19 protein-coding genes are annotated in these 22,347 nt (G+C 49.1%); 12 read left to right on the top strand and 7 right to left on the bottom strand.

Annotation, left to right across the window (positions count from 1 at the left end):
- The first annotated feature begins 73 nt into the window (after positions 1-73).
- The 5 genes from MKY48_RS26030 to MKY48_RS26010 all read left to right on the top strand — a co-directional run bounded on the left by MKY48_RS26030 (position 74) and on the right by MKY48_RS26010 (position 7,659).
- Positions 74-1,081, top strand: coding sequence for an ABC transporter substrate-binding protein (locus MKY48_RS26030; RefSeq protein ID WP_339267328.1), 1,008 nt, complete (start codon positions 74-76; stop codon positions 1,079-1,081).
- A gap of 365 nt (positions 1,082-1,446) precedes the next feature.
- The gene (locus MKY48_RS26025) at positions 1,447-2,634 is read left to right on the top strand and encodes a multidrug effflux MFS transporter (protein ID WP_076324386.1); all 1,188 of its coding nucleotides are present in this window, start codon (positions 1,447-1,449) and stop codon (positions 2,632-2,634) included.
- A 360-nt stretch (positions 2,635-2,994) separates the two neighbouring features.
- Entirely contained in the window at positions 2,995-4,989 is a 1,995-nt protein-coding gene (locus MKY48_RS26020) for a serine hydrolase (RefSeq protein ID WP_339291610.1), read from the top strand.
- Between the two features lie 201 nt (positions 4,990-5,190).
- A complete protein-coding gene (locus tag MKY48_RS26015; protein WP_339291609.1) occupies positions 5,191-6,558 on the top strand; it encodes a HEAT repeat domain-containing protein in 1,368 nt (455 codons plus the stop codon).
- 75 nt (positions 6,559-6,633) lie between these two features.
- Positions 6,634-7,659 carry a hypothetical protein gene (locus MKY48_RS26010; RefSeq protein ID WP_339291608.1) on the top strand — a complete coding sequence of 342 codons (1,026 nt, stop codon included), beginning with the start codon at positions 6,634-6,636 and terminating at the stop codon, positions 7,657-7,659.
- Between the two features lie 68 nt (positions 7,660-7,727).
- On the opposite strand, the gene MKY48_RS26005 is transcribed toward MKY48_RS26010, so the two are convergent.
- The 4 genes from MKY48_RS26005 to MKY48_RS25990 all read right to left on the bottom strand — a co-directional run bounded on the left by MKY48_RS26005 (position 7,728) and on the right by MKY48_RS25990 (position 13,152).
- A complete protein-coding gene (locus MKY48_RS26005; protein WP_339291607.1) occupies positions 7,728-8,564 on the bottom strand; it encodes a sulfurtransferase in 837 nt (278 codons plus the stop codon).
- A 169-nt stretch (positions 8,565-8,733) separates the two neighbouring features.
- Complete coding sequence (locus MKY48_RS26000; protein ID WP_339291606.1) at positions 8,734-10,944, bottom strand: acyltransferase family protein; 2,211 nt, start codon at positions 10,942-10,944, stop codon at positions 8,734-8,736.
- Positions 10,945-11,400: 456 nt separating this feature from the next.
- A complete protein-coding gene (gene yhbH / locus MKY48_RS25995; protein WP_339291605.1) occupies positions 11,401-12,561 on the bottom strand; it encodes a sporulation protein YhbH in 1,161 nt (386 codons plus the stop codon).
- Positions 12,562-12,729: 168 nt separating this feature from the next.
- Positions 12,730-13,152, bottom strand: coding sequence for a hypothetical protein (locus tag MKY48_RS25990; protein ID WP_076324378.1), 423 nt, complete (start codon positions 13,150-13,152; stop codon positions 12,730-12,732).
- Between the two features lie 211 nt (positions 13,153-13,363).
- Here MKY48_RS25990 and MKY48_RS25985 point away from each other — a divergent pair, with 211 nt between their 5' ends.
- The gene (locus MKY48_RS25985) at positions 13,364-13,744 is read left to right on the top strand and encodes a DUF423 domain-containing protein (RefSeq protein WP_213643589.1); all 381 of its coding nucleotides are present in this window, start codon (positions 13,364-13,366) and stop codon (positions 13,742-13,744) included.
- Between the two features lie 86 nt (positions 13,745-13,830).
- Here the strand turns inward: MKY48_RS25985 and MKY48_RS25980 are convergent, their stop codons facing one another.
- Entirely contained in the window at positions 13,831-14,370 is a 540-nt protein-coding gene (locus MKY48_RS25980; RefSeq protein ID WP_339291604.1) for a hypothetical protein, read from the bottom strand.
- 232 nt (positions 14,371-14,602) lie between these two features.
- On the opposite strand from MKY48_RS25980, the gene MKY48_RS25975 reads away from it, so the two are divergent.
- A complete protein-coding gene (locus MKY48_RS25975; RefSeq protein ID WP_076324375.1) occupies positions 14,603-14,905 on the top strand; it encodes a DUF1805 domain-containing protein in 303 nt (100 codons plus the stop codon).
- 174 nt (positions 14,906-15,079) lie between these two features.
- Here the strand turns inward: MKY48_RS25975 and mtnA are convergent, their stop codons facing one another.
- Both mtnA and mtnK read right to left on the bottom strand, forming a co-directional pair.
- Positions 15,080-16,159, bottom strand: coding sequence for an S-methyl-5-thioribose-1-phosphate isomerase (mtnA, locus tag MKY48_RS25970; protein ID WP_339291603.1), 1,080 nt, complete (start codon positions 16,157-16,159; stop codon positions 15,080-15,082).
- A complete protein-coding gene (mtnK, locus tag MKY48_RS25965; protein WP_339291602.1) occupies positions 16,156-17,379 on the bottom strand; it encodes an S-methyl-5-thioribose kinase in 1,224 nt (407 codons plus the stop codon). Before mtnK ends, mtnA begins: the two co-directional genes overlap by 4 nt.
- Positions 17,380-17,687: 308 nt before the next feature.
- Between mtnK and MKY48_RS25960 the strand changes: the two genes are divergently transcribed.
- The 5 genes from MKY48_RS25960 to sufU all read left to right on the top strand — a co-directional run bounded on the left by MKY48_RS25960 (position 17,688) and on the right by sufU (position 22,347).
- Positions 17,688-18,164 carry a Dps family protein gene (locus MKY48_RS25960; RefSeq protein WP_076324372.1) on the top strand — a complete coding sequence of 159 codons (477 nt, stop codon included), beginning with the start codon at positions 17,688-17,690 and terminating at the stop codon, positions 18,162-18,164.
- Between the two features lie 447 nt (positions 18,165-18,611).
- Entirely contained in the window at positions 18,612-19,394 is a 783-nt protein-coding gene (gene sufC / locus MKY48_RS25955; protein WP_100538838.1) for a Fe-S cluster assembly ATPase SufC, read from the top strand.
- Positions 19,395-19,416: 22 nt separating this feature from the next.
- Positions 19,417-20,721: a Fe-S cluster assembly protein SufD gene (gene sufD, locus MKY48_RS25950; protein ID WP_339291601.1), complete on the top strand. Its 1,305-nt coding sequence runs from the start codon at positions 19,417-19,419 to the stop codon at positions 20,719-20,721.
- Entirely contained in the window at positions 20,718-21,938 is a 1,221-nt protein-coding gene (locus MKY48_RS25945; protein WP_339291600.1) for a cysteine desulfurase, read from the top strand. The genes sufD and MKY48_RS25945 overlap by 4 nt, the downstream gene beginning before the upstream one ends.
- Positions 21,928-22,347, top strand: coding sequence for a Fe-S cluster assembly sulfur transfer protein SufU (gene sufU, locus MKY48_RS25940; RefSeq protein WP_098748444.1), 420 nt, complete (start codon positions 21,928-21,930; stop codon positions 22,345-22,347). The genes MKY48_RS25945 and sufU overlap by 11 nt, the downstream gene beginning before the upstream one ends.

Raw genomic sequence — 22,347 nt, 5'->3', positions numbered from 1 at the left:
CCATTGGAGGGGACAGGAGGTAATGTTTTATATGAGAATGATTATCGTTATCGATATATAAGGGGGATATAAAGTGTTTTCTTTTCGTAGTTTAAGCAGAAGGCGTGTAACTCTTGTTACCGCAGTGCTCTTTCTGGCATTTATGCTCAGTGCCTGTGGAGCAGGAGAGACAAGTAAGGGAAATAACACGGAGACCGTATTGACCGCAGCTAATGATTCATCGCAAGCGCTGGATACGAATTCGGCGGAAGAATCCAAAGTGAAAACCGTTTCTACCGTCAATGGCGATATCGAAGTTCCGGTGAGTCCGAAGCGCATCATCGCAGAAGAATATTTGGGCAGCCTGATTGCGCTTGATGTCATTCCGGTTGGAGCGCCGGGGCTTACCATCCAAAATTATTATTTTAAAGAATCCTTAAAAGGAATCGAGGATATCGGGGATTACGGAAAACCGTCGGTCGAGAAAGTCATGGCTTTAAACCCGGATCTCATCATTACCGGCAATGGGGAAACAACCTATGAGCAGCTAAGCAAAATCGCACCCACTATCGTCATTCCATATGGAGATTTAAAGAATGCTCATGAAGAGTTGACTTATTTTGGTGAGTTATTTGGTAAGGAAGAGGAAGCCAAAACCTGGCTGGAGGAGTATGATCGGCGCATTGCGGCAGCCAAAGCTAAAGTCGATGCAGCGATTCCGGCGGATGCGACCTTTAGCATTATGGAAGACGGCGAGAAGACAACCTGGGTGTACGGTGATAATTTCGGCCGTGGCGGTCAGCCTGTCTATCAGGCATTGGGAAGAAAGCCTCCGAGCGGGGTGGCTGCGGAAATATTGGAGAAGCAATGGGCTGAGTTAACGGCTGAAATGATAGGAAAATACGCAGGCGATTACATTATTATGACGTCTAATACGCGTACGATCGAAGATTTCCGAGCGGATCCGATTTGGGGCAGTCTCCCTGCGGTCAAGAAGGGGAACATGTATGTATGGCCCGAGGAGCGTTCCTGGTATTACGATCCGCTTGCCGTTCTTGCCCAGACGGAAGAATTGGCAGAATGGCTCTCCAAGAAGAATTGATACATAAAAGGTGCTCGTCAGAGTCTTGTCATTATACAGGGCGATGGTAGGGCACCCTTTTTTGATCGTGATGCAAGTACGAGCAATCAAATCCTCAAAAAAATAAAACCTCCTCTCATTTTTCTATTCTTGCTGCCCCTGGCCCAAAGTGTAAGGCCTCCCGTGGGAGGGAGAATCAAGAGCTCAAGAGCGCATTTTGCCTGCAATTCTGCTATAATACTCGGTAGATATAACCCCCTTATTCAGAAAAAAAGGTGACTTTTCATGCTTTCATTTACTAGACTAACGAAATGCAAACCCCCGATCCCGTAATTTCTTTGCCAGCCAACTAGAGATTTTTTGAAATGATAAGGGGGATGTTAGCTGTGCAAAGAAAAATCTCAAATCCATCCATATGGTTATTAATTATCCTTGTGGGTTTCCCACAAATTAGTGAAACGATATATACACCTTCATTACCGGACATTGCCCATCAATTGGGAGCAAGCAACAATGCAATCCAACTAACGCTCAGCATTTACTTCCTAGGCTTTGCCTTCGGAGTGTTTTGCTGGGGAAGGCTTTCGGATTCCATCGGACGTCGTCCTGCTATGCTGTGGGGCATCCTGGTTTATGGATTAGGCAGCTTGGGCTGCTATCTATCCGGTTCGGCCGAATGGTTATTGGTGAGCCGATTCATTCAGGCTTTTGGTGCCAGCACCGGCTCGGTCGTCACCCAAACCATTTTGCGTGAGAGTATCGATGGAGCCAAGCGTCATGCGGTGTTTGCCCAGATTTCGGCAGCGCTTGCGTTTACACCCGCTATTGGGCCGCTCATTGGCGGATGGGTGGATCAATCTCTTGGTTTCAGAGCAGTGTTCTTGACGTTGGTTTTGATGAGCGCCGCCATTTTGTTGTATACCTGGACTTCTCTGCCTGAAACCAGGGTAAAGGCTGTCTCGAAGATTAACACCCTCTCCGTGGGCAAGCGCCTGGTCTCTGACCCCAGAATATGGGGATTCGGTTTTCTCATTGGAGCCACCAACGGCATATTGTTCAGTTACTATGCGGAGGCCCCGTTTATTTTTATTGAATTTTTTCAGATGAGCCCCGGCGGCTTTGGTTTCTTCGGTATCTTTGTTGCGATGTCATCCATCTTAGGTGCGATGCTGTCGAAGAAACTGCTGACCAGGCTTCAGGCTGAGCGCATTATCGTGATCGGCACGATCATTACGATGCTGGGGGCTCTTTGCCTTACCGTTCTTGCTGTTATCGGAATTAACGCCACTATAATGGATATGGTGTTAATGGTAGCGTGTATTTTTATTCTGCTGCTCGGCATCGGAATGGCGATTCCGAATTGCCTTAGTCTGGCGCTGAACCAATATGGAGATGTGCTCGGAACGGCAGGAGCGATCTTCGGATTGGGTTACTACATTGTTGTCAGCCTGATTACCAGCGGCATGAGTCTTCTTCACAATGGCTCGTTAATTGTAATGCCCTTGTATTTTCTTGGTCTTGCCGTAGTCATGGTCTGCGTGAGCAAGAAGCTTGCTGGATATGCGCGGAGGTAGTTTGGCATCTTGTTTAAGTTTCATATAGGATTGAAAAGAAGCTGTCCCCTTTCTTGCAGGAGGGGCAGCTTCTTCTTGTTCCACTGGATTAATAGAGCGGCGGTGGTACTTTAACTCCTGTGAGCTCTTCCCCAGTTTTAGGAATGCATCTTTCACTTGAACGACCATTGCATCCAAATTCTTGATACTTGTTGAGCATTCTTTTATGGTCATAAATCCTAGTGCCTAATTGTCATATGACATTTTGAAGTGTCTTGGCATGGTGGTGACGAAATGACACTTGTGGATATGACAAGCCTTTTGCCATACTCGGTTCAGCCAGTTGTTATCAGGCAAATACTTTTTGAGGAGAGACCATGTATGAATAAAAAGACTCGCACCATCGCGGTTCTGCTATTATCCGCTATGGCAACGACCGCATGTATCCCAGTTAGCAGCTCGACAGCTAGCGCAACAATGGCCACACCCATTGCATCTGTAAGTCCTAGTTTGGAGGGGCCCCGCGATGCCAAGGAGGTAGAAGCATTTGCAGATAGCGTTATTACGGACGTGATGAAGAAGTATAACACAGTCGGTACTAATTTTGCGGTCGTGGCCGATGGGAAAGTGTTACTAAGCAAAGGTTACGGTTATGCCGACAAAGAAAAGAAGATTCCCGTTGATAAAGACACCGTTTTCCAGATCGGCTCTGTTACCAAGACATTCACAGCCTTGGCGGCAATGCAGTTGGTCGATAAGGGGAAAATCGATTTACGAGGCGACATTCAAAAGTACTTAGGAGGAGTGAAAATTCCGAATAAAACGGGGAAAAAGCTGACCATGTATGATCTGCTTACCTATTCAACCGGATTTGATTCACCCGATATCGCTTCGTATTATTCACCGGAATATGTTAACAAAAACTTTCCAATAAAGGATTTTGTCAGATCACATATGTCAGCGGTTGTAAGGCCTCCGGGGGAAATATACACTTATGACAATTTTGGGTTTCTGCTAGCGGGGTATGCGGTAGAGAACGTCTCGGGAATGCCCTATTCGAAGTATATGGAGAAAAACATTTTCAAACCGTTAGGCATGACCTCAACGAATGTGCGAATTACGCCTGAACTATTAGGCAGAATGGCTGCTCACTATGGACCGAAGGGTGAAAAAATCCCTATGGATGGAACTATTCCTACAGAAAAACCCGAAGGTGGTATCGTCTCAACAGCAGATGACATGGCAAAGTATCTCTTAATGCATCTGAACAAAGGAAAGTATGATGGCAAAGAAATTGTGAGTCAAAAAAGCATAGAGCAAATGCAAACATACCAGCTTTTTGCTGATAAAACGATTCCTATTGCAACAATCGGGTTTGAAGGCTACTTTCATGAGAAGATGAATGGTCAACATGTGGTTCTAAAAGGAGGGAATGTTACAGGGCATTCATCCCTGATTGTTATTCTGCCTGAGAAAAATACAGCCTTGTATATGTCAAACAATGACGACAACCCCTATGTGAGCATTGACGTGTATGAAGCATTTATGAATCACTATTATCCAAGAAAGACAGAAGTTCCAAAGCCAACCTATTCGGCAATCAGTGAGCAGCAAGCCAAAGCGTATGTCGGACTATATAAAAACACGCGTATTGATGCCATGAGGACTAAGGTTTCTTATTCGAACGGGAACTTAGTTTTGGAAGCAGGAGCTGCAGGCAAACAGACGCTGAAAATGATCCATCCTTTATTGTTCGAAGATGAATCAGGTACTAAAATTACGTTTAAGAAAAACGCAGCTGGCCATATCGCATATATGTATTCTACGAGGCTACCAGACTTAGTTGCATTTTCAGAAAAAATTAACGTTGATTCACCTTTCTCTGATGTACCTGCGAATAGTAAGTATAAATCATATATTAACAATCTTAACGCTTTGAAAGTCATGATCGGGAAGTCTTCCCATATCTTTGATCCAAAAGGAACGATGACTCAGGGAGAATTCTCAGAAGTGCTGCTTCGCGCCCATGGGATGCATAAACAGCCTTACATGATTGAACCCAATAAGAAGCAGATGAAAGCCGGACTGCCTAATTATCAGCCTAATTCTCCGATCACTAGACAAATGGCGGCGGTAATGATCCAAAACCTGAAACAGGTAGAGCCTGGAACGAAGGTTAAACTGAGTGGAAAAACGGATCCATGGGCAGTGGAAGCGATCAAGGCGCTTGTTTCCCAAGGTATCATAGACCCAGATACCAAGGTTAAAACGGATGGCTCCGTGAACTTCCGTTCAAAAGAACTTTTGAAACGTCAAGAGGCTAGTGCCTTATTGGATCAAGCATTTAATTACTATACTTTACCGATTAGTCACTAATTTGACCGATCCTTTCAATGCGGGAAGAAAAGGGTCTTCCAGAGAAGACCGAAGAAGTATCTTGACTATTATCTGGGTCGGATCAAAGGGTAGAACGTGGATGCGGACAGGCTTCATGTCGATGGCTGTCTGAAAAAGCCTAGACGGACATTGCCGTGACGAAAAACGATTGATTATATGGATATCTAAGGAGTGATCAGAATGTATGGCGAGCAGGTGCTGCGAGTTCGTGAAAAGCTGAAACAGGCGGCTGCCGCAGATCCGAACTGTCAGGTATTCGGTGCGCGTATACACCAATACCGGTTGTATGAGCCGTTGAGTCAGGCAGAGCTTATGCAGTTTGAGCAGCAGCATGGCGTTAAGCTTCCGGATGCGTACAGGGTTTTTCTTACTGAGATTGGAAATGGAGGAGCTGGTCCCTATTACGGCATTCATCCGCTTGGGAAGAAGCAGGTGATTGGGCTGGAACGGATTCATGAACCCTCAGTACTCCGATCTGAAGCTAGGGAGGATCAAGCGGCTGGAAGGATGACGAAACTTTGTCTTGATGATGATATAGACGATGAGGCGTACGATGAGGCTATGGCTGAGTGGTGCCAGGGCCTGCTGAATATCGGAGAACAGTGGTGCGGCTATGAGACGATGCTGATCGTTACCGGAGAATACCGCGGAAAAGTTGTGTATCTTGATCTAGATCAAACCCGATTCTTTTTCACATATGAAGAGCATTTTCTGGATTGGTATGAACGCTGGCTGGATGAGACCATAGCTGGCTATGAGAGCGCCTGGTTTGGGCGGCGAAGAGGAGGGGATGCCCAGGCCTTGATGAAGCTGTACCATACTGAACGGGAAGAATATACCCGGTTCGAGGCTTTGGAAGGCATGCTTAAACTGCCATCCATTGCACCGGAAACTGCAGATTTTCTAGTCAATCAATATAAGAGGGGCCCGGCGAATATTCCAAGACTGGCTTTGCAAGTACTGGCCAAAATGGATTTTGACCGTGCCGATCCACTCATCCGGAGGACGCTGCATAGTCAGGACCCCGCGGCGCGGCTGCTGGGCATGCAGCTGATCAAACGGTATATGCCGCAGGGGGAGAGGCGCTTTATGGACGAACTGCTAGCTCTGCTCCCGCAGGAACTGAATGAGGAGGCATTCCGACTCTGCAGTAAGCTTCTGTACGAGGCCGGGGTGGAGCCGCTACCGCTGCTCATTCCTTTTTTCAAGCACCCTAACCTGGAGGTTCGTATTCAGGCTGTTTATCTGGCTGGAAAATCAGCGGACAAGGCGAATTATTTGCCGGATTTTATTCGGGCCCTGGAAGACGAAGAAGTACGTGTGCAGTATACCGCACTGCAGGCACTGGGGGAGGTCACCGATCCCGGATTGATGGAAATCTATGAACAGCTGCTGCGTAAGCATAAGACCAACAAGGATTACATCCGCTCCTATATCAAGGTGCGGCTGGAGGAATTCGCCTTTGCCTCATTAGAGGAGGTCGAAAGAGAGATTCCGACAGAATGCACGCATGTGCGGGGCATGTTGAAGAAGATAGTGGGTCTTTAATGGTGGCATGAGGCTCAAATGGTTTTTTTTTCTTATAGAACTTTAATTCCTTTCAAAGAAACGGAGGCGAGCGGTATGAGCGAACCGTGGACAGCATCGATGAGCGGGGTTCCCTGGAGCACGGACAAGATGGACAGTGCCGTCAAACAACTACGGAACCGTGCTACGATCGGTTTTGTTGTTGGGGCAGACAAAGCGGAAGATCTGCTGAAGCTGGATGAACAGGTGTTCTCCAAGCGTCCGGACTTGATATTGCATATCTATCATGCAGAGGCGAAAGGTCGTTATAGGGAGGAATTTTTGGAGACACTTTCAGGATTGAAATTTGTTGCTGCTTTGCACCTGGATCTCAAACAGCAACAGGATTTGAATAGGCTGGCTGCAATGGATCGAATGGAATTTCTAAAGATACGCTCGCCCAAAACGCAAAATCTCGACTTTATCCGGAATTACAAGTTTTTAAAATACCTTGAGCTTAGTGGCAAATTTGATGATCTATCGGCGATAGCGGACTGCATTCGGCTGGATACGCTGGTCCTGAACTGCCCGATCGACCAGCTGGATTTTGTCGTGGATTTGCCGCTGATGAAGTATCTGGCCATAGACAGCTGTACTTTGAACGGTTCGCTGGAAGTGCTGGCTAGCTCCAATATAAGTATGCTGAGGCTCTCTGCCGTCCGAAATCTGACGAATATCGATGCCCTGGCGGTATTGGATCATTTGGTTTTCCTTCACTTGTCGCTGCCGAAAGTCGAGCGCTTGTGCGATTTCTCGCATATGCGAAATCTCCGGCAGCTTGAACTGGATTACATGAAATCCTTGCAGGAGATCGGGAACTTGTGGACCGCGGACCGGTTGGAGGTTCTGATGTTAAAGGAGATCCCTACAAGGATCAAAGCGGAAGCCTTGGACAGCTTGGCGGATATGGATTGCCTGCGGCAGGTAGACTTCCGGTTTATCGATACCGGAAAAGGCCGCATTGCCGCCATGCGCAAGCGAATGGCTGAAGCGGGCAAAGAGCATCTTCTCTATGAGAATATCGCCGAGGAGAAGCGGATACAATCGATGGCTCTTGAGCATCTGTCGGGGATCCTGATGTAAAAGTGCAGATGCCATAAAATTGGAAAAAAGCCCGTTATAGTTGCGGGCTTTTTTCCAATTTTAATCTTTTATTCCTCTCCAGTCGCCACCGGATTCTCCTCGTAGCTGATCCAATCGCTCCAGCTGCCCGCGTACAGCTTCACGTTGCCGTACCCAGCTTCTTCCAGGGCAAGCACGTTCGGACAAGCGGTAACGCCGGAGCCGCAGTATACGATAATCTCGGCATCTTGCGGGATATCGGTAAAATGCTCGCGAAGCGCGCCAGCATCCTTCCAATGTCCAGAGGTGTCCAGGACCCCCTTCCAGAAGTAGTTCACCGCCCCCGGAATATGTCCTGCCTTGGTGTCCAAAGGCTCTTCAACTCCAGCATATCTACGTGGTTCGCGTGAATCGATAAGCGTTTTGTTACCATGCTGCGAAGCCTTGCGTACCTCATCTACGAGGACCAGTTTATCGGGCTTAAGGTTGATGTCATATGGTACCGGAATGACGATCGGTTGTTCATCCGTTACCGGATACGAAGCGTCCTTCCAAGCCGTAAAGCCTTCATCCATCACATAAGCCTGTTCATGCCCGGTGTATTTCAGCAGCCACCATAGACGGCTGGCCATGGCTCCGCCCTGGTCGTCATAGATGACGACGCGGCTGCTCTCCTGAATACCGGACTGGCCGAGACGCTGTGCAAGCTGATCCAGGTCCGGTAGAGGATGGCGTCCGCCATGTTGGGTGATAGGAGAGGAGAGGTCCTTCTCCAAGTCAAGGTAAACGGCACGGGGAATATGCGATTCCTCGTAAGCGGCTCGGCCGCTTTCCGGCTTGCCGAGGGCAAAACGGCAGTCAACGATGACCAGATCCGGTTCATAGAGTCTGGCCAGCAGCCATTTCATTGTCACGATATTGTTCATATGCCAGGACACCGCCTTCTATTAAGAAATAATGAGATTAAGTAACCGAATTATATCATATTGCTGCTTCCGATTACGTATATAACTAAAAAGTCGACCTGTCTCATAGAAGGATGAGATCAGGTCGACGATATGAGAATGAATGATGGCAAGAATCAGGATAAACGCTTTATTTCTTGATAGCTTGAAGCAGCATGGACGTGTAGGCCTCGGCACCTTCCGGCTCCAGATGGACGCCGTCAGACCGGAAGTATTCCGGATGATCCTTACTGGCTGAATACCAATCCACGAGCGTAACCTTCGGGTTCTGGGCAGCCGCTTTTGCCAGCATGCCGTTGACGTTCTGTTCCCAATCCCGTGGAACCCGTGTGTTGATAAGCAGAATTTGCTTAGCTGAATCCAGCGGACGCAGAAGAGAATCCAGATCCTTTTTCGAGAAAGCGCCGTTGGTTCCCAGCCCGATGACGATAATGCCGCCATCTATCCGGTTCTGGGCTTTCATAACGGGAATCAGGTCATCGGCCTGACGCATTTGGCGGCCTATTACCGCATCGATGTGAATGCCGGGCAGCGATTTCTCCAGATAAGGGGATACCCCGAGCATGACCGAATCTCCAATGGCCGTGATGGCGGACTTGGATACCGGAGGATTTTGAGGCTTATTCGTTGGCTTCGTAGGATTGCTCTTTCCGCCTGTCGTTTCGGTTGCCGCGTCCTTGGATGGATCCGGCTTATCCGCCTCATTCTCACCAGGTTTATCAGCTTTATCTTCATTCGGTTGATCCGGGATTGTTTTCCCGGAATCAGCCTTATCGGAGCTTTCGTTCCCTGCGTCGGTTGGCTCATTTTTGTTGTCAACGTCATTTCCAACAGGATGGTCCGGCTCTTCGTTTCCGCTAGCATCGTCATTGCCAGACCCTGTTGCTCCATCCGCAATCGGCAGTTGATCCGCTTCTTCATCGGAGTTTGGCTTCTTCACAACACCAGGCTGCTTCGCGTCGGTAGGAGGCGGGGGGACTTTCCCGTTCGTGTCTGCAGGAAGTGGCGATTGTCCTTGTGGTGGCTCCATCGCTCCGACCTCTCCACCTTCAGTCTGGTCCGGTTCTTCCGGGGCAGGATCATCGAGGTTTAGCATGGCCGCGATATCACCTACCGTTCTCGCAGAGGATACACTGCTCATCATCCCCGAGCAAAAAACGCCGATTAGAATTAGCGAGCTTATCGACACGACCCAGCCTCTTAACGAAATCGAAGTTGAACGGCGCCGAATGGATCGGGCCTTAAACCATAATTTCTTCAGTCCGCCATGTCGTATCGGTTCTTCAACATACTTCCAGGATAGGGCGGCCAGCAGAACGCTTGCCGCGATTTGCAGTGCAACCTGAGGCAAACTCAGATCGCCTGCACCGGATGCAGGTGAGGTCAGGATCATCACCGGGTAATGCCATAAGTAAATTCCATAGGATCGAACGCCGATCCATAACAGGGGTTTCCAGCTTAACAAGCGGCTGATCGAAGCCCCTGGGTGCGCCAACACCGCAACGAGGACGGCGGCGGCAAGAGAGAAGAGAAACATGCCTCCTTGATACAGGAACGAATCGTAACGGTCCACCTGCCACATCATGGAGAGTATGATAAGCATTGCCGCGGCGCCTGTCACATTGAGTCTGCGCCGGGTAGCCCTTGAAACAGGGGTGGACAGCTTCCAACTGGGCCATACGACAGCCAGCCCAGCTCCAATGAGCAGACCAAACGCTCGGGTATCCGTTCCATAATAGACCCGGCTAGGATCATCTCCCGGCTGATAGATCACCGCCATGGCCAAAGCCGAAATCGCGGCTCCGGCAGCAATGAAAGTGAACAGCTGTCCCCTGCGGGGGAATAGCTTGAGAACCGCTAACATGATCAAAGGCCACAGTAAGTAAAACTGCTCTTCCACGGCAAGCGACCAGAAATGCCCCAGTGGAGAAGGTGGGCCAAATGATTCGAAATAAGATTGCTGCTGAAAAATAAACTGCCAGTTGCTTATGTATGTAACGGCGCCGAGCACCTCACTCCGGAGCGTAGCTAGTCGCGATCGGTCAAACAGCGTAACCCATACCACAAGGATGAACAGCATGAGCAGCATGGCCGGCAGGAGCCGCCGGAACCTTCGTATCCAGAAATCTTTCAGATCAATCCGGCGCTGGTGATGCCATTGCGATGCGAGAATATCTGTAATGAGATACCCGGACAGTACGAAGAATAAACTTACTCCGAGAAAACCACCGCCTGCAAAACCAAAATTCCAGTGGTATCCCATTACCCCGATCAAGGCGAGGGCCCTAAGTCCGTCGAGACCGGGCATGTAGCGTGAATGTGGCTTATCTGATACCGGCACGGGAGATCGCTCCTTTCGAAGGATCTGCGCTTATGCCGCCCTGTAACAGCCGCTGCGATAATATGTAGGACATATTCTCAAACGTCTGGGTGCTGAATAGTGAATGTGTCATTTGGAACATGGTAAACCTTCCCTTTCCTTTATAGGAGGATATCTTAAATTAAGGAGACGCATATCGAATCCTGTAATATCCTGCAACAAGATGTCATAGCTAATACTACCATCCTTGGAAAAACAGAAGGTGACAAAAAAATGAACCTACGGCTACATTGTGATGTCAATAATAAGACAGATTTTTCATTTGAAATGACAAGCCTTTATGTTTGGTATATCCATGCTTCGGTAACGGTCTGTTAGCCGTATCGCCGCAGGCCATAAGAAAGAGGAGGTCCCAGCCTCCTCCAATATCTGGATGATTAAATATCCATGATTTTCCTTTAAATAATAGTATATGGATTAGATGGCGGCTCCTTGCCGTTTACGAAAAAAGGTTTTGAGTGCCTCGTACACTTCCCCTTTGTCTTTGATGACATGGTACATGAATTGGTCCAGCTTGATATTCTTATAGGCCGACATCAGTGTGCTGCTGCGATTGTATTGATTGACCTCACCGTAACCGAACATGTTGCTTACCTTCAGCAGCTCGCCGATGAGTTTGACGCAGCGTTCATTATCGGACGTGAGATTATCGCCGTCGGAGAAGTGGAAGGGATAAATGTTGTATTGGGAAGGGGGATAACGGTGATGGATAATATCAAGCGCCTTCTGATAAGCGGATGAACATATGGTTCCGCCGCTTTCACCTCGCGTGAAGAACTCTTCCTCGGTCACTTCTTTTGCTTCGGTATGGTGGGCGATAAACACGATTTCTACTTTCTCGTACTGTTTGCGGAGGAAGCGGGTCATCCAGAAGAAAAAGCTGCGCGCGCAGTATTTCTCAAAGGAGCCCATGGACCCGGACGTATCCATCATGGCGATAATAACCGCATTGGACTCCGGAATGACGGTATCGTCCCAAGTCTTGTAACGCAGGTCGTCCGGACTGATGCCGTGGATGCCGGGTTTGCCGTCTTTGGCATTGCGGCGCAGATTCTCCAGGATGGTGCGCTTCTTGTCAATGTTGGACATGATGCCCTTTTTGCGGATGTCGTTGAAAACGATGGATTCTGTTTCGATCTGCTCTTTATCCTTAGGCTGCAGCAGCGGGAGCTCCAGTTCCTCAAACAGCATATTCTCCAGTTCTTCCAGGCTGACCTCGGTTTCCACGATGTCCTGCCCTGCCTGATCGCCGGCCGATTCCCCCTTACCGGGCTGGGCTGACGAAGGGTCGCGTCCCAGGACGTCCCCAACCTGACTGTCACCGTCGCCCTGACCGACATGCTTTTGCTTTTGGTAGTTATAGATGAAACGGTATTCGTCAAGGCTCCGGATCGGAACTTTAATGATCTGCTTTCCGTCGGACAGAATAATGTTTTCCTCGGTAATAAGGTCGGGCAGGTTGCGTTTGATGACTTCACGGATTTTATGCTGATGACGTACCTGATCCTGGTAGCCTTTGCGGTGCAGCGACCAGTCTTCACGAGATACGACAAACGACAGAGCGTCTTCATTTTGCATGGACAGTCACCTCCCAAGTGCAGCCTTGACTCGGTTGCCGTCTTTTCGGCTGTAGTAATTCATTATATTCGGGAGAAAGAGCGATATGTGAGTAATGAATCCGGGTTTGTCATGAAAAAGACACTTAACCTAAAGATGAATCAGGCAAGTGTCTCGAAGTGGTGCTCCTTAAGCACTTAATACGAATAGGAAAAGGGCTCCGATTGTGATAATGACTACGCCGTTCACGATGGTTGCAATGACGGCGACGACACGCTTGCGCGTTTTGGAGAAGCAGCCTACAATGCCAAGCACCAAGCCGACGATATTAATGACCATGACGAGGATGAACACGGCCGCCAGCGTGGTCATCGCTTCCAGCGTTTCCTGAGTCGGCTCAAGGATCGGTCCATTCTCCGTCATGTAAGGCTCAATCATCGTTGTGCCGAGTGCGCCGAGTAGAATATACCCGAGCAGCGTCACGATCGACAGTATGAATGAGGCGATGCCGAAGCGAGAGTTTTTTCTGTCCTCGGGTGGAATAAATGTGGTTTTAGGTCGTTTGGGTGAACCTTGGTCCTCGGATGGGGAGGAAGGTGATTGTTGATCCATGTGTTTAATCGCTCCTAACTTAAGAATTCATTCTCTAATAGGTACATGTGGGTCTTCAATAAAAAGACATCCTTATTAATCTTTCACAAAATGGCCCTGAAATCAAGTCCAAAGCGCTTGCATGCCGGTGGAAAAGCTTCTTCGAATCCGTTAAACTTAATTTGATTACATAAGGACACGGGTGTCCACTGACAAAAGGGGTTGAAAAGGCATGAGTCGTAGATTCATTGCATGGGGTTCGATCCTGATGGCATTGTCTGTCGCTATCGGGGCATTCGGTGCCCATATGCTGAAGGATAAGATTACGCCGGACGAACTTGCCATTTATGAGACCGGAGTTCATTATCATATGATTCACGGACTTGCGGTGCTGATTGCGGGGATTGTGGCGAAGGTTCTGGGCGAATCCCGGAAGCTGTTCTGGGCAGGGACTTTATTCATCGCGGGAACCGTCATATTTTCCGGAAGTCTCTACGTGTTAAGTATATCCGGCATCAAGTGGCTTGGGGCGATCACGCCGATCGGCGGTGTCTCCTTTATCGTGGGCTGGCTGATGCTGATGTCTTCGGCGCTCTCCCGAAAAAATGCCTGATGTTAAAAAAACGGCTTCACCGATCCCTTCTTATGGGGCGGCGAAGCCGTTTTTTTTAAAATGGATTCCGTTGATGTGATACCGACTCAGCTGACGCTAAATTCGTCAATTTCATTGAGCTTGAAGGTATACACCTGTTTCTCATCGACATGATAAACGTTGACCAGGAAATTGCTTTCATCATAGTTGAGAATCCGGCAGGGCAGACTTGTCTGCTTACCGTGGCGGTTGGTTGTCAGGCGAACAAGGCGATTGTCCTTACTGTATACTTTAATCCATTCGAAAGGATCACTTCCGGTGAGTGGAGTTTGGACAGGGGGTACGCTTGCAGCGATCTTTTTTTCCGGTGAGGATGTCGCAGGTGGCACAGGTTTCTCTTTCTGAGAAGCGGCAGAAGCCATCTTCCCGGAAGCTTTGCTAATAACGGAATCTTTCTTGGCTTGAACCAAGGTGTTGATAATTTCTCCAAGTTCCATTCCGGACTTAACCCGGAAATCGACGACTTCAGCCTTGTCGTTCAGCATTTCTAGCAAATATTGCAAAGCCAGTGCGTTGGAGGAACTCTTGACCAGAATATCAACGTTGAATAAAAAGCCGTTATCATCGGTGACAGGAATTGTGTTCATAGCTTTTATCATTCACCAGCTTTCACATGTTTTCTACTGAATCAAATATACCATAATTTTCGAATAATAATAGTCCTAATGTCATATGTATTTCATCTTTATTCTATTGACTTAGGAGTCATTCGCACCATATACGTAGGTTGGAATGCATAATATCAGAGACATTCGCACCATGTCGGTTGCAAAAGAATAAACATAATTCTAAGCCGACGCGAGGGGAGGTTTGTTGATATTGGTGACTTTACTGCCGATCGATATTGAAGGACATATTGTTATGGGCGTCGAGGTACAGCTTCCGAAAACAACGCTGCTGGCCGTATACACTTCCCGCGGCTATATTATGTGCGGTGCACTCGATGTGGGCCTTCTTAACGAAAAGCTTGCAGACCGCAAGATTATCGCGGGAAGAGCCGTAGGGGTTCGCACATTGGAGCAGCTGCTGGAGGCGCCGCTGGAATCGGTAACCCTGGAGGCGGAGAAATGGGGCATTCATCCTGGCTTGGCTGGCAAGGATGCGATCCTACGCATGTTATGAGTCATGTATGCCTTACGTTACAAGAGTGATTCCCGTGCGGATCGCTCTTTTTTTAGAGATATGAAAGTATCAACTCTAAATGCACTAACATGCAAACCGCAAAAAAACACGGACAATACGGCTGGAGGGCCGTTTGTCCGTTTTATGATGCCATAAAACATTCGGATATGGCGGCTATTCGAACAAGCTTTTTAAGCTCTCATGATAAGGAGCCTGCACGACGCCTTTTTCCGTAATGATTGCTGTCACATATTCATTCGGCGTAATGTCAAAGGCAGGGTTGTACACTTTCACGCCTTGCGGCGCTGTGCGCTTGCCGAAACCTTCCGTGATCTCTTCCGCAGGACGCTCCTCAATCGGAATATCGACGCCTGTCTTCGTATTCAGATCAATCGTGGACAGCGGGCACGCCACGTAGAAAGGAATGCCGTGAGCTTTAGCCAGAACCGCGACCCCGTACGTACCGATCTTATTGGCGACATCACCGTTTGCGGCAACGCGATCCGTACCGACGATCACCGCTTGTATCCACCCTTTGGACATGACCATGGCGGCCATGTTATCTGCCAGCAGTGTCACGTCGATCCCCGCCTGCTGGAGTTCAAAAGCAGTTAAACGCGCGCCTTGCAGGACAGGTCTTGTCTCATCGGCGAACACCTTGATGTTCATCCCTTGCTCATGAGCGAGGTACATCGGTGCCAGTGCGGTCCCGTACTTGGCAGTCGCCAGTCCGCCCGCGTTGCAGTGGGTAAGTACACCCATACCCTCTTTGAAGAACGGCAGCGCGTTTTCGCCGATGCGGCGGCATACATCCTCGTCCTCGGCCCGAATAGCCTCGGCTTCGGCGAGCAGCGATGCATTCAGTCCGGCCGTATCCAGTTTCGATTCTGCCAGCTTCTCAGCCGCAAGCTTGATACGGTCCAGCGCCCAGAACAGATTGACGGCCGTCGGTCTGGAAGTGGCGAGATAAGCGCAAGTTTTTACGACTTGCTGCAGCCATCCCTCGTTATCGCTGGCTTCAACCTGCATGCCGCCAAGGACCGCGCCGAATGCTGCCGCGATGCCGATAGCCGGCGCGCCGCGGACTTTCATGGAGTGAATGCCTTCCCAGACTTCCTCCGGTGTGAAGAGTTGGAGATAGACGATCTCTTCCGGGAGTAAACGCTGGTCCAGTAGGACCAGATGGTCTCCCCCCCAATAAACCGAGCTTAGCGGTTCATAGGTGCTGGCATTGCCGGTAGTCATACCGCTCATATCGATACCTCATTTCCTGTAGTTGCTTGTGTGATCAAAGTTAAAATGTCCTCAAAGGACTTGATGCTGCGATGATGACGCACGAGATTTTTGCCGATGGCAAGCGCTTTGCGCTGCGCAGCTTCTCTGGCCTTATCATCGGGTATGGTGTCAATGTCTGCAACATGGGACAATCCGACGATGCGCCGGATCATTTTGCAGCCTGCGAATCCTGCGGTGTCCTTCAAAATCTGTGATACATAATGGTCCTGATAACCTGGTGTTCGGGACATTTCGTCCAAGAGATCATCGTTCCACAGCATGCGGAAGTTGTTCTCGAAGTGGGTCCACACGTCGCTTGCCATCTCGAGGAGTCTGGCTTCATGGGCCGCCATCGTATGCTCGTCCTCACTCCAGCCCGGCTGTGCCGCATAGTTGAGCAGCAGGTTGCCGATGACCGCACCGACATCGAATCCCATCGGGCCGAAATAAGCGAATTCTGGGTCGATGACCTTAGTGGATTCCGGCGTGACGAAAATGCTGCCTGTATGCAAATCCCCGTGGAGCAGAGCCTGTGCATGAGTCAGAAACTTCTCCCGAAGCAGCGCGACTTCAAAGTGAAGCGGCAGGTCGGCGCGGAGGGCTTCCGCTTCATCGGCAATGCTCTGCGCATAATTGTTATTGGTGGATTCGCGGTATGGATCTTCGAAGATTAAATCTTCGGTGATTTTGCATAAATCCGGATTGACAAAGCGGCCGGCAAGTTCCTTCTTCTTCTGTTGGTTCATCCCCAGATCCGACGTGTAGAACAGGGTTCTGGCCATGAAGCGGCCAATATGCTCTGCGAACTTCGGATAGGCATTGCCCTCAATCAGGCCTTTTCGCATGATGGTATACTCGCTCAGGTCTTCCATTACGGTGTAGGCGAGCTCATCCGAATAACCGTATACTTCGGGTACGAGGTCGGGGCAGATGGAATACTCCGTCTCCAGCGCCAGACGTTCGATACGGGCCCGGTCGAGAGACAGCGGCCAGGATTCGCCTACAACTTTTGCATAAGGAACAGCTTGCTTGATAATGATACTATCAGTTGTATTTTTGGCGGTGACATGAAACACCAGATTGAGATTGCCGTCGCCGATTTCGCGGCATTCGAGCTCGGCATGGTCCGGGAACCGGCCCGGTATACTTTTAGCTAATTGTATAGCTTCTTCCGCGTTCAACGGATGATATGCAGACATGGATGGTCACCCCCAAATATAATAGAAGAAAAACAAAGCCAACTTTTTTGCTTGGTATTACCTAGTATAACGTTTTTTCGCGAATTTTGTATAATTTTTTGGCAAGACGAAAGGTTTGCGAAACTGATTCGCTTCGTAGTCCTAAGGGTAAACTACAAATAGACGCCCAAGCACAGGATGTACTCATATATTAATGAAGGAATGGCATTAGCAGATGGTACCAGTTACAATGGGTATACACCGCTCTGCCGAATGTTCCTTTGAAGCAGTACAGGGTGCATTTCATATAGAAAAGGAAGGGATTAACCATGGCAAAAACTACATCTGGCAAAGCTGCAGGAAAAACGAAGAACGCAAGTCTGGAGCAATTGTTGAATCAACAGGTTGCGAACTTTAACGTGCTCTATGTCAAACTCCACAATTATCACTGGTATGTAACCGGAGAGCAATTCTACTCCCTTCATGTTAAATTCGAAGAATTGTATGATGAAGTTACGCTTAAAATGGATGAGGTTGCGGAGCGCCTGCTCTCGATTAAAGGCAAACCGGCTGCAACGATGAAAGAATATTTGGAACTTGCAACGGTCCAGGAGGCTTCAGGCAACGAGGATACCCGCGGCATGGTACAAGCCTTGATTGAAGACTTTGCAACCGTATCCGAGGAGCTGGCGGAAGGCATCGAAATGGCCGAGGAAGCCGGAGATGCGCCAACAGCGGACATGTTCACCGGGTTTAAGGCTGATCTTGAGAAGCATATGTGGATGCTGCGTTCGTTCCTTGGATAAAGCGTGATACAACAGAATGATGCCTGTTCTTTCCTTAGTATTTGCAAGAGCTGAGGGTGCCGGTTTACCTTGCCGCGTGCCTTTTAGCTCATGCTGTTGACCTGAGCACCGTCTGTCAACGCGCGATAAACGCCGGTGCCGGATGCCGTAATGACTCTCGGGAGCAACAAGCACATATGAAGGGGAACAGGGCGAACGAAACAGGCTTGGCCGGTCTATCGGTCATGCCTGTTTTTTAATTGTTACGGTTATCTGAATGTTGTCTGCAAAACGCTTGTCCGGTTGAAATACGTCATATTTTATTATAAAATGGCTTGAGAATCATTGATAATCAGTTTAGAATGATTATAAATAAATAATTATTTTTTGTTTTATGAAATCAGGGCGTCCAATCCTGTTATCATATAGGACAACAATACACTACCTATTCAACGGAGGGAATCTAATATGTCAACCAAGTTTGTCATTGAAGGATTGAAAGCAACAATCGAAGGCAAGGAGATCCTTAAAGGTATCAACCTTGAGATGAAGGGCGGAGAAGTTCATGCCATCATGGGACCAAACGGTACAGGCAAAAGTACTTTGGCTTCCGCGTTGATGGGGCATCCTAAATATGAAGTTACAGAAGGTAAAGTATTGCTTAACGATGAAGACGTGCTGGAGATGGAAGTTGACGAGCGCGCACTCGCAGGTCTGTTCCTGGCCATGCAATATCCAAGCGAAATCGCCGGCGTTACGAACTCCGACTTCCTGCGCAGTTCTATCAACGCACGCCGGGGTGAAGGCAATGAGATTTCCCTGATCAAGTTCATTCGTCAAATGGAAGGCAAAATGAAGGAGCTCGAGATGAATCCTGAGTTCGCTCACCGTTACCTGAACGAAGGTTTCTCCGGTGGTGAGAAGAAACGTAACGAAATCCTGCAAATGATGATGCTGGATCCGAAAATCGTCGTGCTTGACGAAATCGACTCCGGTCTTGATATCGATGCTTTGAGAATTGTGGCGAACGGTGTCAATGCCATGAAATCCGAGGAACGCGGTTTCTTGATTATTACCCACTATCAACGTTTGCTTAACTATATCACTCCAGATTACGTTCATGTGATGATGCAAGGACGTATCGTAAAATCCGGCGGCCCTGAACTGGCACAGCGCCTGGAGGCAGAAGGTTATGACTGGATTAAGGAAGAGCTGGGCATTACTGATGAAACTGTAGGTCAAGACGCGTAAATAGACGGGAGGAGGAAACGATATGACTACACAAACCATTCTTCCGGTCAACGCTGAGGCTCTGAAGGCATTGTCCGAAAGTAAACAGGAACCGGCCTGGCTGACAGACAGCCGTTTGGCTTCCCTGAAACTGGCTGGCCAGTTGGAACTGCCCAAGCTGGAGAAACAACGCATCGAGCGCTGGAACATCCAAAGCTATGGTGAATATAAAGAGAGCAACAAACTTGCTTCCCTTGACGAATTGCCAGAACAGGTAGCCAAACTTGTCGAAGGTTCAAGAGAAGGCGGCTTGGTTATTCAACGCAACTCGGGAACCGTATATGTAAGTCTGGCTCCGGAACTTGCTGCCAAAGGCGTGATTTTCACCGATTTGGAAACAGCGGTTAAAGAACACGCGGATTTGGTTAAACCTTATCTGCATCAAGCGCTTAAGAATGACGAGCATTCGATGGCCGCTCTGCATGCTGCCGTATGGAACGGCGGGGTGTTCCTCTATGTTCCTAAGAATGTGGAGGTCGATGTACCTCTGCAGGCGGTGATGCTGACGGATGATGCCGAAGCAACATTTGCTCCGCATGTGCTGATCGTAGCTGAAGCGAACAGTCAGATCACTTATGTAGACAACTACGTATCGGATTCTCTGGCAGCACCGTTGACCCATAACGGGGCGGTGGAAGTATTCGCCAACGATGGCGCAAAGGTGCGTTATGCTTCCGTTCACCAATTGGCTGGGGAAGTAACCGATGTTACATTCCGTCGTGCGATGCTGGACAATGACGCTTCGATCGAGTGGATCGTTGGTGAAATGAACAATGGCGATACAGCTAGCGATACCATGAGTATCCTAAAGGGCAACGGCTCGACATCTGATGCAAAAGTCATCGCGGTAGGTTCCGGATCCCAGAAGCTCAACTACACCACGCGAGCGAAGCATTATGGCAAGAGCTCCGAATCCCAGATGATTACCCGTGCGGTTATGCGCGAAGAGGCACAAGCCATCATCAACGGAATTACCAAGATCGAGAAGGGTGCAACGAAGGCGGACGGACAACAGACCGAGCGTGTGCTGATGCTCAGCCCGAAAGCTCGCGGTGACGCGAACCCGATTCTGTTGATTGACGAGGATGATGTAACAGCTGGACACGCAGCGTCCGTAGGACAAGTGAATCAGGAGCAAATTTACTACCTGATGTCCCGTGGTATTTCGCGTACCGTGGCAGAATCCTTGATTATATACGGCTTCCTGGCTCCGGTAGTCAGCGAAATTCCGCTTGAGGGACTTCGCGACCAACTGCAGGGGCTCGTTGAAAGGAAGCTGGGACAATGATCGCCTCTGTCCGTGAGCAATTTCCCATTCTTCATCAGGAGATCAACGGACATCCGCTGGTATATCTCGACAATGCCGCGACATCGCAAAAGCCGCAGGTGGTCATAGATGCTATCAAGCGGTACTACGAATGGGAGAACTCCAATGTACACCGCGGGGTTCATACACTCGGCAGCCGTGCTACTGATGCTTATGAAGGAGCCAGGGAGAAGGTTGCCCGTTTTATTAATGCCGAGAGTTCGGAGCAAATTATTTTCACCCGCGGTACGACGACGGCCCTAAATCTGGTAGCTTCGTCCTACGCGCGCTCTGTGTGCAGTCCTGGGGATGAAATTGTCCTGACGGAAATGGAGCATCACAGTAATCTCATACCGTGGCAGCAGGCGGCTATCGCCGTTGGCGCTACGCTGAAATATATTCCTCTGCAGCCTGACGGCACGATCCGTGTCGAAGATGTAGAGGCACTCGTTACCGAACGGACCAAGGTTGTAGCCATCGCTTACGTATCCAACGTGATGGGCGTTGTACATCCCGTGAAACAAATGGCGGAAATCGCGCACCGCCACGGTGCCGTCATTGTGGTGGATGGTGCGCAGAGCACACCGCATATGAAAGTGGACGTCCAGGACCTGGATTGCGATTTCTACGCTTTGTCCGGCCATAAGATGTGCGCTCCAACAGGTATCGGCGCATTATACGGCAAGAAGGCGCTGCTGGAATCAATGGAGCCGATCGAATTCGGCGGAGAAATGATCAATGATGTTGGATTGTACGAGTCGAACTGGAAGGAGCTCCCTTGGAAGTTTGAGGGAGGGACGCCTATCATTGCAGGGGCTGTCGGTTTGGGCGCTGCCATCGATTTCCTGGAGGAAATCGGAATGGATGCCATCGAGCAGCATGAATCGCAGCTTGCGGCTTACGCCATGAACCGCCTCTCCGAGATCGAAGGCATTTCCATTTACGGTCCCCGTGAGCGTAAAGTAGGCCTCGTTACATTTAACCTTGGCGACGTTCACCCGCATGACGTGGCAACCGTGCTGGATGCACAGGGGATTGCTATTCGTGCAGGACATCATTGCTGTCAACCGCTTATGCGTTGGTTAAAAGTATCCTCTACGGCACGCGCGAGCTTTTATCTGTATAATACAGAAGAGGACGTTGATCGATTAGTTAGCGCCTTAATCCAGACAAAGGAGTATTTTGGCGATGCAACTTGACGATTTGTACAGACGTGTCATCATGGATCATTATAAGAACCCCCGCAATCGCGGCAAGTTTGAAGACGATGCAGTAACCATCGATTTGAACAATCCGACTTGCGGAGATCGCATTTCCTTGCAGCTTAAGGTAGAGAACGGCGTAGTAGCCGATGCCAAATATACAGGGGAAGGCTGCTCCATCAGCATGTCTTCCGCTTCGATGATGACGGACGCTGTAAAAGGCAGAACGCTGGATGAAGCGATCAGTCTGGCGGATCGGTTCTCCTCCCTTATGAAAGGCGAGGCTGTAGATTTTGACGAGTACGAGGATATTGAAGCCCTATCCGGTGTTAACAAGTTTCCTGCACGCATTAAATGCGCAACTCTTGCGTGGAACGCACTCCGAAAAGGAATAGACGCGAAGTAA

The sequence above is a fragment of the Paenibacillus sp. FSL W8-0187 genome (genome assembly GCF_037969755.1).
Taxonomy (GTDB): Bacteria; Bacillota; Bacilli; order Paenibacillales; family Paenibacillaceae; genus Paenibacillus_AQ.
Note: the sequence above shows the minus strand (reverse complement) of the source record. Positions and strands in the feature narration are given on the sequence as shown.

Bases quoted from the DNA above. Each gene is read 5' to 3' on its own strand.
- mtnA (WP_339291603.1), bottom strand. From the start codon at position 16,159: ATGAGCGGTATGACTACCGGCAATGCCAGCACCTATGAACCGCTAAGC.
- MKY48_RS25985 (WP_213643589.1), top strand. From the start codon at position 13,364: ATGAGTCGTAGATTCATTGCATGGGGTTCGATCCTGATGGCATTGTCT.
- sufD (WP_339291601.1), top strand. From the start codon at position 19,417: ATGACTACACAAACCATTCTTCCGGTCAACGCTGAGGCTCTGAAGGCA.
- yhbH (WP_339291605.1), bottom strand. From the start codon at position 12,561: ATGCAAAATGAAGACGCTCTGTCGTTTGTCGTATCTCGTGAAGACTGG.
- mtnK (WP_339291602.1), bottom strand. From the start codon at position 17,379: ATGTCTGCATATCATCCGTTGAACGCGGAAGAAGCTATACAATTAGCT.
- MKY48_RS26015 (WP_339291609.1), top strand. From the start codon at position 5,191: ATGTATGGCGAGCAGGTGCTGCGAGTTCGTGAAAAGCTGAAACAGGCG.
- MKY48_RS26010 (WP_339291608.1), top strand. From the start codon at position 6,634: ATGAGCGAACCGTGGACAGCATCGATGAGCGGGGTTCCCTGGAGCACG.
- sufU (WP_098748444.1), top strand. From the start codon at position 21,928: ATGCAACTTGACGATTTGTACAGACGTGTCATCATGGATCATTATAAG.
- MKY48_RS25945 (WP_339291600.1), top strand. From the start codon at position 20,718: ATGATCGCCTCTGTCCGTGAGCAATTTCCCATTCTTCATCAGGAGATC.
- MKY48_RS26020 (WP_339291610.1), top strand. From the start codon at position 2,995: ATGAATAAAAAGACTCGCACCATCGCGGTTCTGCTATTATCCGCTATG.
- MKY48_RS26005 (WP_339291607.1), bottom strand. From the start codon at position 8,564: ATGAACAATATCGTGACAATGAAATGGCTGCTGGCCAGACTCTATGAA.
- MKY48_RS25990 (WP_076324378.1), bottom strand. From the start codon at position 13,152: ATGGATCAACAATCACCTTCCTCCCCATCCGAGGACCAAGGTTCACCC.
- MKY48_RS25980 (WP_339291604.1), bottom strand. From the start codon at position 14,370: ATGAACACAATTCCTGTCACCGATGATAACGGCTTTTTATTCAACGTT.
- sufC (WP_100538838.1), top strand. From the start codon at position 18,612: ATGTCAACCAAGTTTGTCATTGAAGGATTGAAAGCAACAATCGAAGGC.
- MKY48_RS25960 (WP_076324372.1), top strand. From the start codon at position 17,688: ATGGCAAAAACTACATCTGGCAAAGCTGCAGGAAAAACGAAGAACGCA.